Genomic DNA, 15,779 nt, shown 5'->3' with positions numbered 1-15,779 from the left:
AATAAAGTTGAGTTTAGTATAGTAGTTCCTTAAAACATATCCGTTGGTTCATTCGTTATTATAGAAAGAACTAACGGATATGAAGTATTTTATCGTCCTAGTGATTGTAATGATTAGTAATACATTTTTAGGAGTTGCTAAACCAATGAAGAATCAAGCAGAAATCTATTTTGCGGGAGGATGTTTCTGGGGGACAGAACATTTCCTGAAACAAATTCGAGGAGTAGAAAATACTCAGGTAGGGTATGCCAACAGTAATGTTGCCAATCCGAGTTATGAACAGGTCTGTTCAGGAAAAACCAATGCTGCCGAAACAGTAAAGGTGGTTTATGATCCGAAAACGGTAGATTTGAATTTACTGCTCGATCTATATTTCAAGACAATCGATCCTACCAGCCTCAACCAGCAAGGTAATGACCGGGGAACGCAGTATAGAACCGGAATTTATTATGTAGATAAAGAAGATCTCCCTGTCATCAAGCAGGCGATTCAACTATTATCCGCGCAATATAAAACTCCTATCGTCCTAGAAGTAAAGCCATTGACAAATTTCTATCCGGCAGAGACTTACCACCAGGACTATCTGGATAAAAATCCGGGTGGATACTGCCATATCAATCCCGCTTTATTCGAAATGGCACGCAAAGCGAATGCGCCGAAAGCTAAAGCGTATCAAAAAGCGGATGATGCAACCCTTCGTAAGGAATTGTCGGCGGAACAATATGCCGTAACCCAAAAGAATGCCACTGAACCTGCTTTCCACAATAAATACTGGAATGAGCATCGTCCCGGCATTTATGTGGATATTACTACCGGAGAACCTCTGTTTGTCTCTACCGACAAGTTTGATTCAGGTTGCGGGTGGCCAAGCTTTTCCCAACCGATTCAAAAAGATCTAATCGCAGAAAAGAAAGATACTTCGCACGGCATGATACGTACGGAAGTACGCAGTAAAACCGGAGATGCTCATTTGGGACACGTATTCACAGATGGGCCGAAAGAGAAAGGTGGATTACGCTATTGCATCAATAGCGCTTCACTTCGTTTTATCCCGAAAGATAAAATGAAAGAGGAAGGTTATGGAGAATATCTACCACTCGTTAAATAGATATTGAAGAGTTACAAAAGCTAATCGTAACTGTTCATTAGAAAAACAGAACGGTGGATTATCCCATAAGGAAATCCACCGTTTTTAATGTAGTTAAATTAAAAGAGAGAGAAGGAGTTTCACAACTCCGATTTATTTTTATCTGCTGGCAGTCAGCAGAGTTGCTTCATTAGTTGCCGGAGTAGATACATTCATAGTCCAGCTAGCAGCGGATTCTTCAATCCATTTATCATTCCATTTATAGTTCATATAAGCAACCGGCATATTAGCGTCGTTCAGTTCATAAACGCTCTTTTCAACAGATGCGTCGTAAGCTCTGTGAGAGTCATTCCAGCGTGCATATACCAAAGTGATTTCATTAGATGAATAAGTATAATCAATTTTAAAGTACGGTATCCATTTTTCAGTAGAAGCATCCCATTTGAAAGCTTCTTTGGAGGACATTCTCTTCTGATCGTCATAGGTAAAATCATATTTCATGTGGCGATAGAGAGAACCATCGAGTCTGTAAATCACTTTCGATACTACAAGATCATCTACTTTTTCTTCATTAGTAATGAAGTTATTACCCTGTGCCTTCACTGTTGTATTAGCGATTCCTGCAAATACCATAGCAACTAAAACGATCATTCTGAATAATACTGTAGTCTTCATAATTGTATATTTTTTATTTGTTCAACATTCTGTTTTTGTTCTTCTGTTTATTAGACGGATCAAGCGTCTCAAACGGTTGCAACCTTCTGAAGTTTTTTTCATTTTTCTTCGTTGTCCGCTTGCGACTATAGAGATGCAACGAGCGTGCCAAAACGATAACTAACTAATAATCAAGGAAATCATAAAACAGAACGGTGTACGAAAACGAACAGTTGTACGCTTAAAAGCGAACAACTAACCATTTTTTTCGCATTTTCTTCTTTCTACTGATGAATATAACTCTAAAAATGGGAAAATACTCCGCTTGTTGCCCGAATTATTATCTACCTTTGCAGCGATTATCATATCAAGAAAAAGAAGATGGAAACGTCCAGCAAAAAAAGAATTATCATTCTATCGGCTACCGGTATCTTGCTTACCAGCCTTATTTGTCTCTTTGCATTCCGCAATGTCATTTTATGCCATATCGTTGACAAACGAGCTACACGTGCCGAACAAACATACGGTCTACAAATTCATTATCAGGAGTTACGAATGAAAGGCTACAATGAAGTGGCTTTACAAGGACTTTCTATTGTTCCCAACCAACGGGATACCCTCCTGACATTACAATCCGTCAATGTAAAACTAAGTTTTTGGGAATTGCTAAAAGGAGAAATCGAAGTACGGAATGTGCTTATGAATGGCCTTGCAATCAACTTCATCAAGCATGATAGCATAGCTAACTACGATTTCCTGTTCTTTAAACGGCAACAAGAAGCAGAACTCCAACCTGTCATAGAAAGTGACTATGCCAACCGTATTGACCGGATATTAAACCTCATTTACGGTTTCCTGCCTGAAAACGGGCAACTCAGGCAAATCAATATAACCGAACGTAAAGATAGTAATTTCGTTGCAGTCAACATTCCTTCTTTTATTATTGAGAACAATCATTTCCAATCAACCATTCAGATAAAAGAAGATACACTTCCTCAACAACTATGGGAAGCGACCGGCGAACTAAACAGAAGAGACTATACATTAAAAGCATCTCTCTTTGCCCCGGAAAAAAGAAAAATCTCACTACCTTATATTACCCGCCGTTTTGGAGCAGAAGTCACTTTCGACACCCTATCTTATAATATGACTAAAGATAAGCGTGCATCCAATCAACTGCTCCTCAAAGGAAAAGCGAGAGTGAACGGACTTGACGTATTTCATAAAGCTCTCTCTCCTGAAGTAATTCATCTCAATCGTGGACAACTCTGTTACGAGATGAACATAAGCGGGCACTCACTCGAGCTGGATAGCACGACCATTGTTGATTTCAACAAACTCCAGTTTCATCCTTATTTGCGAGCCGAGAAAGAGAAAGGAAACTGGCATTTCACTGCTGCGGTCAACAAATCCTGGTTTCCGGCAGATGATCTGTTCAGCTCTCTCCCCAAAGGATTATTCAGCAATCTGGAAGGCATCAAGACAAGTGGCGAGTTGGCCTATCATTTTCTATTAGATATTGATTTTGCACAACTAGATAGTCTCAAACTGGAATCCGAACTGAAAGAGAAAGACTTCCGCATCACAAGCTATGGAGCCACTTCACTCTCCAAAATGTCCGGCGAGTTCATTTATACAGCTTATGAGAATGGAATACCGGTGCGGACTTTTCCTATTGGTCCCTCGTGCAAACACTTTACACCATTGGATAGCATTTCACCCATCCTAAGAATGTCCGTTATGCAAAGTGAAGACGGAGCATTCTTTTACCATCGCGGTTTCCTGCCCGACGCCCTACGGGAAGCATTGATTTACGACCTGCAAGTGAAACGCTTTGCACGTGGAGGAAGCACGATCACCATGCAACTCGTAAAGAATGTATTCCTGAACCGTAATAAGAACTTTGCACGTAAATTGGAAGAGGCATTGATTGTATGGCTAATAGAAAATGAAAGATTAACTTCTAAAGAACGCATGTACGAAGTATATCTGAACATTGTTGAATGGGGACCGCTCGTTTATGGTATTCAGGAAGCTTCTGCTTATTATTTCAATAAACGCCCTTCACAACTGAACACGGAAGAAAGTATTTTCCTGGCTTCCATTATCCCGAAGCCCAAGCATTTCCGCAGCTCTTTTGCTGAAGGCGGACAGTTAAAGGAGAATATGGAAGGCTATTATAAGTTGATAGCCAAGCGGCTTGCACAGAAAGGAGTAATAAGTGAAATCGAGGCGGATAGTATCCGCCCCGATATCCAAGTTACGGGCGCTGCCCGGAATAGTCTAGCCGGTGAAAACCCGGAGTCTAGTTCTCCTTCCGCTGAGGAGTAATGAGATTGATATAAATAATAAAGGAATAGGTTATCTTCTTGAACTGCTGCTGTTTCTTTCAGAGGAACGGGAAGAACTTTGAGTGCTATTGCTTCTCGTACTTCCGGAAGAAGAGCGTCTTTCTGTTTGTCCACTAGAAACATTGCTCCGGGTAGAGCTCGAGCTACCGCTACTCCGGTTAGAAGTGGTACTGCTGCTACGACTGGTAGTACTACCGCTACTGCGACCAGAATCACTGCGACTGGAACTACTACGATTGGAACTACCGCGACTGGAACCGGAAGAGCTATTATTTCTCTCGGAACTGTTATTTCTATTATAGGAACCACTATCGTTTCGTTTACTTGAACTTTCTCTCGAACTGCTACTTGTTTTTCCACTTTCACGATTGGAGGAACTGGAACCAGTTGAACTTCCGCTTGTTGGTCTGCGATTAGAGCTTGAAGAACCGGAACCTGTTTCCGGACGACGACCAGAATTACGATCACTTTCTACTCTATTCGTATTCCCATTTTTATCAGGAGCAACATTGTTACCAGGTCTTCCACTTCCGGACGGTGTAGATGGTCTGACAGAAGTCGAAGGTCGATCTCCTCCAGATTCCGGACGGGGACGTGTTGACGTACCAGGTCTTGTTGTCGTTCCGGGACGAGTAGAAGTATCAGGACGAGTAGAGGTACTTGGGCGAGACGTACCAGGACGCGTTGTCGATGAACCCGGACGGGAAGAATTACCCGGACGTGTCGGTGCATTATGCGGACGAGTGGAAGTATTCGGACGGAACCGGACAGAACCGAAATCCGAACGACGATAAGAGTGGAATACTCGCTGATCTCTCACCCGATGCGGTGCAGAATAATGGTTGAAATTAGTATATCTGCCCCGATAATAACTCACATGGTGAAAGTGTGGACGATAATGTGCTCCACAATAAGTACGGTAATGGTAAGGCACACCAAAATAAAACAAACTACGATTCGGGTAATTAACATAAACCCTGAAACTCCATTTCCCTCCGGTTACATAGATTGGCCGATAGAAATACCCGGCACCGAGGAACCGGCGATACTGTGCATCACTCAATACCCAGCGAAGATCGTCGTTACGGATATCCAACGCTTCATAATAATCATCCAATGCCCATTCGTAACCACGTGCTACGTAATCCATGATATTACGGACAGAATAAATAAAGTCGTAATTAATTTCATACGCATCATTATATTGCTGTGTACTCAAGCTCAATTCATATGCCATCTTATCGGTAAGAAAACGCGTCTCCTTACGTACCTTGCTAGTGCTCATTCCAGCCATTACGGTCATATTGGCAGTCAGACCGACAGCAAAGAGTAAAAACAGTATTCGTTTCATAATTCAATCTCCTATCATTTATTATTCTGATGATATTCCTCAATAAACTTACGCATCTCATCTTTATATGCATTAGAAAATAAAATATCGATCACCTTATTAAAATTTCTTTTATCCCTTACATAAGGATACAGCTTCTTCATCATCTCCACCTGGTCAGGAGTATACGAAATCTCCTTCACTATTTTCACACATTGATTTGAAGTGACATCATACGTTCTCAACATCCGATCGACAAGCTTCTTCTGGTCTTCATTCATAACCGTTATTTTGAGCTTATTGATAAATTCATCAAACTCCGGATCAGTCATCAAACGAGCTTCTTCCACTTGTTCATGATTAGGAAAGACTTCAACGGTAGTGTTCACAGCAGGCGGTACTACAACGGAATGCATCGGTGCAGGTCTGCCATAACCTTTGAACGTATCCATACTAACCACCTCTCTATTTACAAACTGAACGATTATCGTCACAGGTTCCGAAGTAAGTACAGGCGTACCGTTATCACGATGGAATTCCCATTCTTCCATATCACCGTCAAAACGCCGGAAATCAGGTTTTCCTAAAACGGACTCTACCTGCGATTGAGTCATTCCCTGATATATACCCATCATCTGTTTGGTAGACACATAGCTGGTAAAACAGCCACTGACCAATATTCCCAATGCCAAACACAGCATAATATGTATCTTTTTCATAACCGTATCGTTTTTAGTTAATAGTATCAACGTTTACCGTACCCTATGATAAAATCCTTCATCTTTTCCTTACTGGAGCCAAATGTCAGGGTATTAATCACCGTAAAGAAAGCTTCCTTATCTACAATCCGGGGATACATGATCTTCATAATCTCCATCCGGTCATCATCGAATGTATATAGTTTGGTCAGTTGGAGACATTGGGCAGATGTGAAATCAGAACCAGCCAATGCAGCATTGAGCAACTTCATACGGTCATCTTTAAAAGGCTCATTCTTCATCTCTTTATAAAACGTTTGGAAGAGCTGATCGTTCATCACCCTGTTGTAACCATATCCCGGACGATGTTCTCCCTGTTCGGGACGGCTGGGTCTTTCCGGGCGCATGTTATCACGTCCGTCTACCCATATTTCTGTCACTCCTCTCCCATCAAAATAAACGAGATCTTTATATAATTTTTCTCCTTTCCATACTCGCTCTCCCGCACGGGTAAAGCGGGTGGCAAACACTTCAACAGTATAATGTCCGGGATTTAAATTGGCTATAAAGCAGGTAGTAGTAGGTAAACATATCTGGTTCCCTCCCAGGTAAACAAGAATCGGAGTATTCCCGCCATCGATACGGATTCCGTTAACAGACTGCGCTTGTAAGGAGAGGGCAGCGAACAGGATGCAGAAACTTATTATAATCTTACGCATAGCTTATCTAGTTTTTATTATTTATATCTTTAATCTGATAGCACAAAAATAGGGTGAGGAAACTCCCCACCCCAATGATTCTCTCTATTCGTATGTAGGGAAATCCCTATTCTGTTTAGGAATCCGCCAAAGCAATGCCATCCTCATGCAAGGTAATCAGACGTTTCTTATACAAGTCGCCCACTCCTTTCTTAAAGGTTTTCTTGCTAACACCAAACGTGTCATAAATATCTTCCGCAGGACTTTTATCATTCAAGTTGATCCGTCCTCCATGCGCTTTGATATAGTCGAGCAGCGTTTTCGAAAAATCGTCAATCTTTTCAAAACCGGGTTTCTGAAGAATCAGGTCTACCTTACCATCTTCACGCACCTGTTTCACAAAAGCTTTCATCTCCATTCCTGTTTCCAACGGACAGAATATTTCATTTTCATACAGCAAACCGCTATACTTATTATCTATAATCGCTTTAAAGCCCAAATCCGTCTTCTGCCAGATAAGGATATTCACTTCTGCTTCCGGAGTATATTCCGGCTTTTCTTTCAACAGATAACGTTCCACCTTTGCTGAAGCCACAATACGATAACTCTCTTCATCCAAATGCGCATGGACCACATATTTCCGCCCAACCTGCATTTTCATCTTCTGCTCACTGAACGGAACGAACAGGTCTTTCATCAATCCCCAGTTCAGGAAAGCTCCGTATTGATTCACCCAGGAGACTTCCAGACAGGCAAACTGACCTACCTGCACCAACGGAGTCAGCGTCGTAGCAATCAGTCTTTCATCCATATCCAGATAAAGAAACACGTTCAAAAAATCTCCTATCTTACAGTCTTCGGGCACATAGCGGGTAGGCAACAAAATCTCACCTTCTTCCCCACCATCGAGATATACGCCGAAATCTACTTCTTTCACGACTTCAAGCTGATTGAACTTTTCTAATTCGATGCTCATATTCTTATCTATTTATTGTAATAAGACACAAAGATAATCTATTTTGAATAGATCTCTCAAACAGTCAGCCATAACTTTTCGTTATCGGGCAAAACTATTTGCAATGAACAATCTGCTTTCTAATATGTTAACTTTGTAGCGACAAAAAGAAAAAGTAAATTATTCACCTTTAAACATATAAACTTATGGAATTTCTAACCAACGAGAAACTTACGATTGTAGGAGCTGCCGGAATGATCGGCTCCAATATGGCACAAACAGCCATGATGATGAGACTCACTCCGAATATTTGCCTGTATGATCCATTTGCCCCGGCTCTGGAAGGAGTAGCTGAAGAATTGTATCACTGCGGTTTTGAAGGTGTCAACCTTACATTTACTTCCGATATCAAAGAAGCGCTGACAGGAGCTTCTTACATTGTCTCTTCCGGTGGAGCTGCCCGTAAAGCAGGTATGACCCGCGAAGATTTGCTGAAGGGAAATGCAGAAATTGCCGCTCAATTCGGTAAAGATGTTCATCAATATTGCCCAAACGTAAAACATATCGTTGTGATCTTTAATCCTGCAGACATCACCGGATTGATTACTTTGTTGTATTCAGGTTTGAAACCCTCTCAAGTTTCTACACTGGCTGCCTTGGACAGCACCCGTCTGCAAAACGAACTGGTGAAATTCTTCCATATCCCGGCTTCCGACATTCAGAATTGCCGTACGTATGGTGGTCATGGCGAACAAATGGCTGTATTCGCATCTACAACCAAAATAAAAGGAGAGCCTTTGACCGATTTCATCGGCACTACCCGTCTTCCATTGGCAGATTGGGAAGCACTGAAAGTACGTGTCATCCAGGGTGGTAAGCATATTATCGACCTGCGCGGTCGTTCTTCTTTCCAAAGCCCGGCTTATCTTTCTATCGAAATGATTGCCGCTGCTATGGGTGGACAACCTTTCCGCTGGCCTGCCGGAACGTATGTTTCTAACAGTAAGTTCGACCATATCATGATGGCGATGGAAACTTCAATAACTAAAGACGGCGTCACTTATAAAGAAGTAGCCGGAACTCCTGCCGAACAGGAAGAATTGGAAAAAAGCTACGAGCATTTATGCAAACTTCGTGATGAAGTGATTGAAATGGGGATCATCCCAGCTATTAAAGACTGGCACGCATTGAATCCCAATATTGACTAATCAAACAATATTAGCAAAAAGCCGAAAAAGAGAAAATACATCTCTTTTTCGGCTTTTATTCCAATTACTTACATATCACATATACCCCCCACTTAGTCTATAAATCTTTCAAGACTCCAATTCAAATGACTATGCAAAGTTGGGGATAATTCGTCAATTAAAAAAATAGACAAAATGGGGAAAGTACCTAAACTGAAGTTACAGGTACTCAAAGTGCGAAATATAGTGATTATCCTATCCAAATTAGTGAATGGAATAAAACTGCGCATCGAAGTTTATAAAATATCTGTCATTTTTGAGAAGTACATTCGGAACAAACTCCTTTTAGTACATAGTTTATACTATGCAAAGTAAATCCTTTAGGCAAATCAATCACCGGGATATGTGTACCTTCCAGGCAGAATGTACGATGACATTTCTCACAATAAAAATGCGAATGTAAATCCTGTACCACACAATTGCAGGAGTTGTCGCAAACGGCATACTTCAACGAGCCGCTCCCATCGTCTATGCTATGTATGAGGTGATGAGACAAGAAGAGAGCGATGGTACGGGATATAGTCGATTTATCGACTGTATCGAGCAGTGTTTCCAAATCGAGCAATGACACCGCACGCTCTGCCTGCATCATCGCTTTTATCACCAGAAGCCTTATGGCAGTTGGCTTGATACCTCTTCTATCCAACTTATCCAAATAAATATCTTCTTCCATCTTTCTCCTATTTTATCATTTTCTGTATTCTGACAGCATTCATAATGGCAAGTAGCGCAACACCCACATCTGCAAAGACAGCTTCCCAAAGAGTAGCAATTCCACCGGCTCCCAAAATCAATACAAGTAATTTCACTCCAAATGCCAGTGATACATTCTGCCAAATAATTCTTCGTGTCAGTTTTCCTACTTTGATAGCTTCGGCTACCTTCGACGGCTGGTCTGTCTGTATCACGACATCGGCTGTTTCAATAGCCGCATCACTACCCAGTCCTCCCATAGCAATGCCAACATGACTTAGAGCGAGCACCGGTGCATCGTTCATTCCATCACCGACAAATGCGATCCGGTTTGCCTCATCCTGCCGCAGCTCTTCCAGATGATTCACTTTTCCTTCCGGCAACAGGTCACCATAAGCTTTCGATATACCGAGCTTTTCTGCAAAGTTAGTAACAATACTCTGTTTATCACCGGATAGTATCTGGATGTTTTCAATATTTAAAGCTTTTAAATTGTCAATAGCTACCTTTGCGTCCTCTTTCAGGGCATCAGCCAGCAGCAGATAACCTGCATAACGGTTTCCAACAGCACAGACCACGATGGTATCCGTTATTTCCAGCAGTTCTTTTGGATAGGATATATCAAACTTAGACAGTAACCGGCAATTACCGACCAGAACCATAGCCCCGTCTATCGTTGCTTCCAAACCATAGCCGGCAAATTCTTTTGTACCGGTAACAGCTACACATTCAATGTTTTGTTCTTTCGCATAATTCACAACAGCCTTGGCAATCGGATGAGTACTATCACTTTCTACCGAAGCAACCAGTTTCACTAATTCTTCTTCCGAAACCTCGCCTGCACTTTTACAGGCCTGTACTTCAAAGGTTCCTTTTGTCAGGGTTCCAGTTTTATCGAATACCACTGTATTGATCTTAGTGATAGCATCCAGATAATTACCACCCTTGAATAAAATTCCCAACCGGGATGCCGCTCCAATTCCCCCAAAGTAGCCCAACGGAATACTAACCACCAACGCACAGGGACACGAAATCACCAGAAAGACCAAAGCTCTGTATAGCCAATCATTAAATGCAAATACAAATGGAGGATTAATAAGTGAATAAACAAATGGACACAAAACAATTAACACTGCAAGCGCTATAACAATAGGTGTATAAATGCGCGCAAACTTACGAATAAACAATTCAGCCGGAGCCTTACGTTCGGAAGCATTCTGAACAAGTTCCAATATTCGGGCAAGTGCACTCTTATCAAAAGGTCTCGTTACCTCAAGCCGGATAACCTTATCGGTTACAATCATTCCGGCAAGTACTTCTTCACCTTTCCGAATATTACGAGGAACGCTTTCCCCCGTTAATGCGGCTGTATTGAAGGCAGCCACTTCATTCTGCATGGTTCCATCCAATGGTACCCGTTCGCCTGCCTTTATTTCTATGATTTCACCGACTTTTATCTTTTTAGGGCTTTCAATAACAAGATTGCCTTCCCGGAGCACTAATGCTTTCTCGGGTCTTACATCCAATAAGGCTCCGATATTACGTTTGGCTTTATCTACCGCTTTATCCTGAAACAGTTCTCCTACTGTATAGAATAACATCACGGCTACTCCTTCCGGATATTCACCAATATAGAAAGCTCCCAAAGTAGCTATAATCATTAGAGTGAACTCACTGAAATAGTCTTTTTCCCTGATACTTTCCCAGGCTTCTTTCATCACTGGAATTCCTACCGGAAGATAGGCCACGATATACCATATCAAGGCTACAGATCCTTCACGGAAGAATGCTAAATCGAGAGCATTCATAATTATTCCACCTGCCAGAAGCAGGAGAGAAAATATCACTTTCCCATATTCATGGAATACCGAAACCTTTGCATCAACCTTTTTTTCTGCTGCGCATGAATGAGCGCCACAACTACAATGTCCCATAACATTCATCATTTAGTTGACGCAAAGGTAACAAATGATTTATGCAACAAAGTTGCAAAATCCGTTTTAGAACATATATCCCAATGAGATCATCAGGTTTCTGTTCTTCATTCCTACTTCTTTGATTACCTCAACAAGTCCAAAGTCATAACTTATGGCAACCTGATATTTCTTGCTGAACTCAACCCCGGCTTTCAGTCCAAGACCGAAGTCGAATCGTTTCAGACCATCGTCTCCAAATATATCTTCGGATGCAGAATTGCCTCCTATTTCATCGAAATCAAAATAATCACCATCTACCTTCGCTTTTGCTTTTCCAAACAGTCCGACAGCCATATAAGGACCTACACTACCAAATAATGAGAAATCATCATTCACAGCATATTTATATCCTACACGTATCGGTATTTCCAGATAGTATGGATTAAATGTTATACTTGCAAGTGATCCGCCATCAACTTTAGCACCTTTCAATGTGAGCAATGCAGCGAAATCCATATAAGCACCACCGCCATTCGAAGCCTGCGACAATCCCACTTCCGCTTTAACACCTGCGTGAAAACCTATCCTGCTGTCAAAACCTGTAATGGTGTATTTACTAACATTCATACCTGCCATCACACCCCATTTCAGATTGTCTTGAGCATTGATACTCACCGCACTTATCGCTACTAAAGCGAATAATAATAAGGCCTTTTTCATACGAATAAATAATTTAATTATTGTTTAGAAATTATGTGAGGCAAAAATAATAATAATTCGCACAACTCCGAGAGGTTTAGTAAAAATATAAAAAATAAACGATATGAATCTTATGAGATATAGTCATAGCAAGGGAACCAGACTATTTCAAACGATTTTATGGAACATAGAACAAAAACACTCTGCACAGAGAAAAAAACATAGGATGAAAGACTGTATAACTTAATTAATTGTTATCTTTGCACAATCAGTCGTAGTGCGACTGTATTGTTTGTTTTAAGAAAAAAAGCGTTTAGCTGATTTCTGTGCTAGTGAAAAGTCGAAAATTCCAAACACACAGAGAAGCAGATAAATGCTCCTTGCAATATGCGGGGGGTGTTTCCTGTGTGTGTGTTTAGGGCTTCGACTCCCTCACTGGCGGATAGGCAAATGCTCTCCGCTTTTTTTGTGCCTATAAATTTGCAATTAAACGACAAATTAGCAATAATCACAAAGGCAAGTCAATTCGGATGGAGCGGCACCCGAACGACTGCAAAGTCGAAAACGTAACATTTAGATGTTACTACTTGCCTTTGAAAATATAAGAGACAGAGGCTAGCTATACCCTCGAGGGGAACAAATGGATTCATTCAGGAGTTCCCCTCTATTTTTGTAAAGATGTGCACTTGAATCCCCCTACAATAAAGTTTGAAAAACACAGAAACATCTTGCACCTTGCACTTTTTCGCCTTATTTCCCTAATATACAACACTCTAATCGAGTGCAAGATACGGTTGCAGATGCGTGCAAGATACCTATATCTTACACGCTGAATAAAACTCAAAAAGAACTGCACTACATCCACGGAAGATACGCATTAATTTATAGAATCTATGCAGAGAATGAGTTGTTCATGCCGAGAAACAATCTGTTTTCATGCTTTGGAACAAAGTGTTTGCTATATCTAAACAATGTGTTTCGCTATAGTGAACACTTTGTTTCAAGCAATTAAACAAAGTGTTTCAAGCATTTGAAACAAACCGGAACAGCAATCAACCGGAAACAAGCTGTTCAGTAATGACGGAAAAGTCCTAGTTGACGGATAAAACAACCGGATTTACTTGTCAGACCGGATAGTTATGGTTACCTTTATAAACTATTTAAATCAACAAAAAAGATGAAGGTTACTCAATTGAGAGTCAAGGACAAATCCACTGCATTAACTACAATGGAAATTGAAACATGGATAGAAAAAACACGAACTGAAACAAAGGCACAGCCTGTATCCGCTTTCAGAGAAGTGTTACGATATAGCCTCCCCGACTCACGCTGCTATGAAGCAGACAAATTGCCGAAGATTCTTCCTGCCGCAGAATTCCGCAGAACGGAAGGTGGCATACAGATGAAAAGTTACAACGGGATAGTAGAACTCACCGTCGGCCCGCTCGCAGGCAGTTCAGAAATCGCATTAGTGAAACAACTCGCTTGGGAACAGCCGCAAACGTACTGCGCTTTTACCGGTTCGAGCAAACGGAGCGTAAAGATCTGGGTGAAATTTACCCGCCCCGACAATTCGCTTCCTCAAAAAAGAGAGGAAGCGGAAATATTCCATGCACATGCCTACCGGCTTGCCGTGAAATGTTACCAACCACAAATTCCATTCAATATCTTATCGAAAGAACCTACGCTGGAACAATATTCACGACTATCATACGATACAGAACTCATGTACAGGCCGAATGCCGTACCGTTTTATCTGTCACAGCCCATGGGAATGCCCGAGGAACTATCTTATCGGGAAGCCGTACATTCGGAAAAGTCGCCACTGACACGAGCGGTACCGGAATACGATACGGAGAAAGCTCTATTTATGCTCTTTGAAGCGGCATTGAGGAAAACTCATGAAGAGATTTACAAAGCAGAAGATGAAGGCGCCCGCCCGAGAGAGGGAGACTTTCAGGCAGTAGTGACACAATTGGCCGTCAACTGTTTCCAGTCGGGTATTCCTGAAGAAGAAACGGTGAAACGTACTATTTTTCACTACTACTTGCGAAATCAGGAAGCGATTATCCGCCAGTTAATCAGAAATGTATATGACGAGTGTGAAGGATTTGGCAAGAAAAGCAGCCTGGGTAAAGAACAGGCACTGGCTTTTCAAACCGAGGAATTTATGAAACGACGCTATGAATTCCGCTACAACACCCAAATAGGTGAGGTGGAATACCGCGAACGAAACTCATTCCGTTTTTACTTCAATCCGATTGACAAACGGGTATTAAACAGCATCGCACTGGACGCACAAGCTGAAGGTATCCCCTTGTGGGACAGAGACATCAGCCGATATATCTACTCCAACCGTGTACCGGTATTCAATCCGTTGGAAGAATTCCTTTACCATCTCCCGGTCTGGGACGGACGCGACCGTATCCGTGGACTGGCGCAAACAGTGCCCTGTAAGAATCCCTACTGGACGGAATTGTTTCACCGTTGGTTCCTTAATATGGTGATGCACTGGCGTGGAACGGATAAAAAATATGCAAACAATGTGTCTCCCCTATTGGTCGGCGGACAAGGAACTCGTAAATCTACATTTTGCCGGAGCATTATCCCGCCTGCCATACGGGCATATTATACGGACAGCATTGATTTCTCACAGAAAAAGGAAGCCGAAAGGTACCTTAACCGGTTTGCACTAATCAATATTGACGAGTTCGACCAGATAAGCGCCAATCAGCAAGGATACTTGAAACATATTCTTCAAAAACCGGTGGTAAATATGCGTAAACCCTACGGGAATGCCGTGTTGGAAATGCGGCGCTATGCATCATTCATCGCTACAAGTAACCAGAAAGACTTGCTCACCGATCCTTCGGGCAGCCGCCGTTTTATCTGTATAGAAGTGACGGATACAATAGACAACAGTCATGCCATAGATTATGAACAACTCTATGCACAAGCCATGTATGAACTGGATCATAACGAACGTTATTGGTTTGACCGGGAAGAGGAACGGATGATGACAGAAAACAACCGGGAGTTTGAACAGACTACACCCGAAGAGCAACTGTTCTATCGTTATTTTCGTCCGGCCAAAGAGCAGGAAGAAGGTGGTGAATGGCTTTCTCCGGCAGAAATACTGGAAGATATCAACAAAAACAGCACTATATCATTGTCTAATAAACGGACAAGCGTATTCGGCCGGATACTCTGCAAACACAATATACCTTCCAAACGTGCCAACCGAGGCACTCTCTACCATGTTGTAAGGCTTTCATAATACAAACAGATGCGTGCAAGACACTTTATCTTACACGCATCTGCAACCATATCTTGCACGCCACCAATCAATTCGTATTCAAGCCATTAACAGTCAAAAGTGCAAGGTGCAAGATAATTACCATTTATATGGTTCTTCGTCAAATTTGGTGGTAATCTCTTTTTTATTTCAACT

The 15,779-nt window shown here is 41.7% G+C and carries 12 protein-coding genes; 4 read left to right on the top strand and 8 right to left on the bottom strand.

What is annotated here, in order from left to right; all coding sequences use genetic code 11:
* Positions 1 to 79: 79 nt before the first annotated feature.
* Positions 80 to 1,108 (top strand): peptide-methionine (R)-S-oxide reductase MsrB, encoded by a 1,029-nt coding sequence (gene msrB, locus DXA54_RS20765; RefSeq protein ID WP_008649821.1) that lies wholly within the window; start codon positions 80 to 82, stop codon positions 1,106 to 1,108.
* Positions 1,109 to 1,246: 138 nt separating this feature from the next.
* Here msrB and DXA54_RS20760 read toward each other — a convergent pair whose 3' ends face one another.
* Positions 1,247 to 1,762 (bottom strand): DUF3836 domain-containing protein, encoded by a 516-nt coding sequence (locus DXA54_RS20760; protein WP_008649818.1) that lies wholly within the window; start codon positions 1,760 to 1,762, stop codon positions 1,247 to 1,249.
* Positions 1,763 to 2,122: 360 nt separating this feature from the next.
* On the opposite strand from DXA54_RS20760, the gene DXA54_RS20755 reads away from it, so the two are divergent.
* Positions 2,123 to 4,072 (top strand): transglycosylase domain-containing protein, encoded by a 1,950-nt coding sequence (locus DXA54_RS20755; RefSeq protein ID WP_004306994.1) that lies wholly within the window; start codon positions 2,123 to 2,125, stop codon positions 4,070 to 4,072.
* Between the two features lie 30 nt (positions 4,073 to 4,102).
* Here the strand turns inward: DXA54_RS20755 and DXA54_RS20750 are convergent, their stop codons facing one another.
* The 4 genes from DXA54_RS20750 to DXA54_RS20735 form a co-directional block, all read right to left on the bottom strand.
* The gene (locus DXA54_RS20750; RefSeq protein WP_004306993.1) at positions 4,103 to 5,443 is read right to left on the bottom strand and encodes a hypothetical protein; all 1,341 of its coding nucleotides are present in this window, start codon (positions 5,441 to 5,443) and stop codon (positions 4,103 to 4,105) included.
* Positions 5,444 to 5,457: 14 nt separating this feature from the next.
* Positions 5,458 to 6,141 carry a DUF4476 domain-containing protein gene (locus DXA54_RS20745; protein ID WP_004306992.1) on the bottom strand — a complete coding sequence of 228 codons (684 nt, stop codon included), beginning with the start codon at positions 6,139 to 6,141 and terminating at the stop codon, positions 5,458 to 5,460.
* A gap of 26 nt (positions 6,142 to 6,167) precedes the next feature.
* The gene (locus DXA54_RS20740) at positions 6,168 to 6,839 is read right to left on the bottom strand and encodes a DUF4476 domain-containing protein (protein WP_008774592.1); all 672 of its coding nucleotides are present in this window, start codon (positions 6,837 to 6,839) and stop codon (positions 6,168 to 6,170) included.
* 115 nt (positions 6,840 to 6,954) lie between these two features.
* Complete coding sequence (locus DXA54_RS20735) at positions 6,955 to 7,794, bottom strand: S1 RNA-binding domain-containing protein (protein ID WP_120080569.1); 840 nt, start codon at positions 7,792 to 7,794, stop codon at positions 6,955 to 6,957.
* Positions 7,795 to 7,979: 185 nt separating this feature from the next.
* On the opposite strand from DXA54_RS20735, the gene DXA54_RS20730 reads away from it, so the two are divergent.
* Positions 7,980 to 8,981 (top strand): malate dehydrogenase, encoded by a 1,002-nt coding sequence (locus DXA54_RS20730; protein ID WP_004296217.1) that lies wholly within the window; start codon positions 7,980 to 7,982, stop codon positions 8,979 to 8,981.
* Between the two features lie 289 nt (positions 8,982 to 9,270).
* Here DXA54_RS20730 and DXA54_RS20720 read toward each other — a convergent pair whose 3' ends face one another.
* From DXA54_RS20720 to DXA54_RS20710, 3 genes are all read right to left on the bottom strand, one after another.
* Positions 9,271 to 9,693 (bottom strand): Fur family transcriptional regulator, encoded by a 423-nt coding sequence (locus DXA54_RS20720; RefSeq protein WP_004296218.1) that lies wholly within the window; start codon positions 9,691 to 9,693, stop codon positions 9,271 to 9,273.
* A 7-nt stretch (positions 9,694 to 9,700) separates the two neighbouring features.
* The gene (locus DXA54_RS20715; protein WP_032852801.1) at positions 9,701 to 11,647 is read right to left on the bottom strand and encodes a heavy metal translocating P-type ATPase; all 1,947 of its coding nucleotides are present in this window, start codon (positions 11,645 to 11,647) and stop codon (positions 9,701 to 9,703) included.
* Between the two features lie 66 nt (positions 11,648 to 11,713).
* Positions 11,714 to 12,349: a porin family protein gene (locus tag DXA54_RS20710; protein WP_008649804.1), complete on the bottom strand. Its 636-nt coding sequence runs from the start codon at positions 12,347 to 12,349 to the stop codon at positions 11,714 to 11,716.
* A gap of 1,156 nt (positions 12,350 to 13,505) precedes the next feature.
* On the opposite strand from DXA54_RS20710, the gene DXA54_RS20705 reads away from it, so the two are divergent.
* Complete coding sequence (locus tag DXA54_RS20705) at positions 13,506 to 15,605, top strand: BT4734/BF3469 family protein (protein ID WP_120080567.1); 2,100 nt, start codon at positions 13,506 to 13,508, stop codon at positions 15,603 to 15,605.
* The last annotated feature ends 174 nt before the right edge of the window (positions 15,606 to 15,779 follow it).

The sequence above is a fragment of the Bacteroides sp. OF03-11BH genome, assembly GCF_003604005.1.
In the GTDB taxonomy this organism is placed as follows: domain Bacteria; phylum Bacteroidota; class Bacteroidia; order Bacteroidales; family Bacteroidaceae; genus Bacteroides; species Bacteroides ovatus.
The sequence above is the reverse complement of the archived record's forward strand: the minus strand, read 5'-3'. Positions and strand labels throughout refer to the sequence as shown.

Coding starts and splice junctions, on each gene's coding strand:
- msrB (WP_008649821.1), top strand. CDS start 80: ATGAAGTATTTTATCGTCCTAGTGATTGTAATGATTAGTAATACATTT.
- DXA54_RS20735 (WP_120080569.1), bottom strand. CDS start 7,794: ATGAGCATCGAATTAGAAAAGTTCAATCAGCTTGAAGTCGTGAAAGAA.
- DXA54_RS20730 (WP_004296217.1), top strand. CDS start 7,980: ATGGAATTTCTAACCAACGAGAAACTTACGATTGTAGGAGCTGCCGGA.
- DXA54_RS20720 (WP_004296218.1), bottom strand. CDS start 9,693: ATGGAAGAAGATATTTATTTGGATAAGTTGGATAGAAGAGGTATCAAG.
- DXA54_RS20745 (WP_004306992.1), bottom strand. CDS start 6,141: ATGAAAAAGATACATATTATGCTGTGTTTGGCATTGGGAATATTGGTC.
- DXA54_RS20705 (WP_120080567.1), top strand. CDS start 13,506: ATGAAGGTTACTCAATTGAGAGTCAAGGACAAATCCACTGCATTAACT.
- DXA54_RS20740 (WP_008774592.1), bottom strand. CDS start 6,839: ATGCGTAAGATTATAATAAGTTTCTGCATCCTGTTCGCTGCCCTCTCC.
- DXA54_RS20760 (WP_008649818.1), bottom strand. CDS start 1,762: ATGAAGACTACAGTATTATTCAGAATGATCGTTTTAGTTGCTATGGTA.
- DXA54_RS20715 (WP_032852801.1), bottom strand. CDS start 11,647: ATGGGACATTGTAGTTGTGGCGCTCATTCATGCGCAGCAGAAAAAAAG.
- DXA54_RS20750 (WP_004306993.1), bottom strand. CDS start 5,443: ATGAAACGAATACTGTTTTTACTCTTTGCTGTCGGTCTGACTGCCAAT.
- DXA54_RS20755 (WP_004306994.1), top strand. CDS start 2,123: ATGGAAACGTCCAGCAAAAAAAGAATTATCATTCTATCGGCTACCGGT.
- DXA54_RS20710 (WP_008649804.1), bottom strand. CDS start 12,349: ATGAAAAAGGCCTTATTATTATTCGCTTTAGTAGCGATAAGTGCGGTG.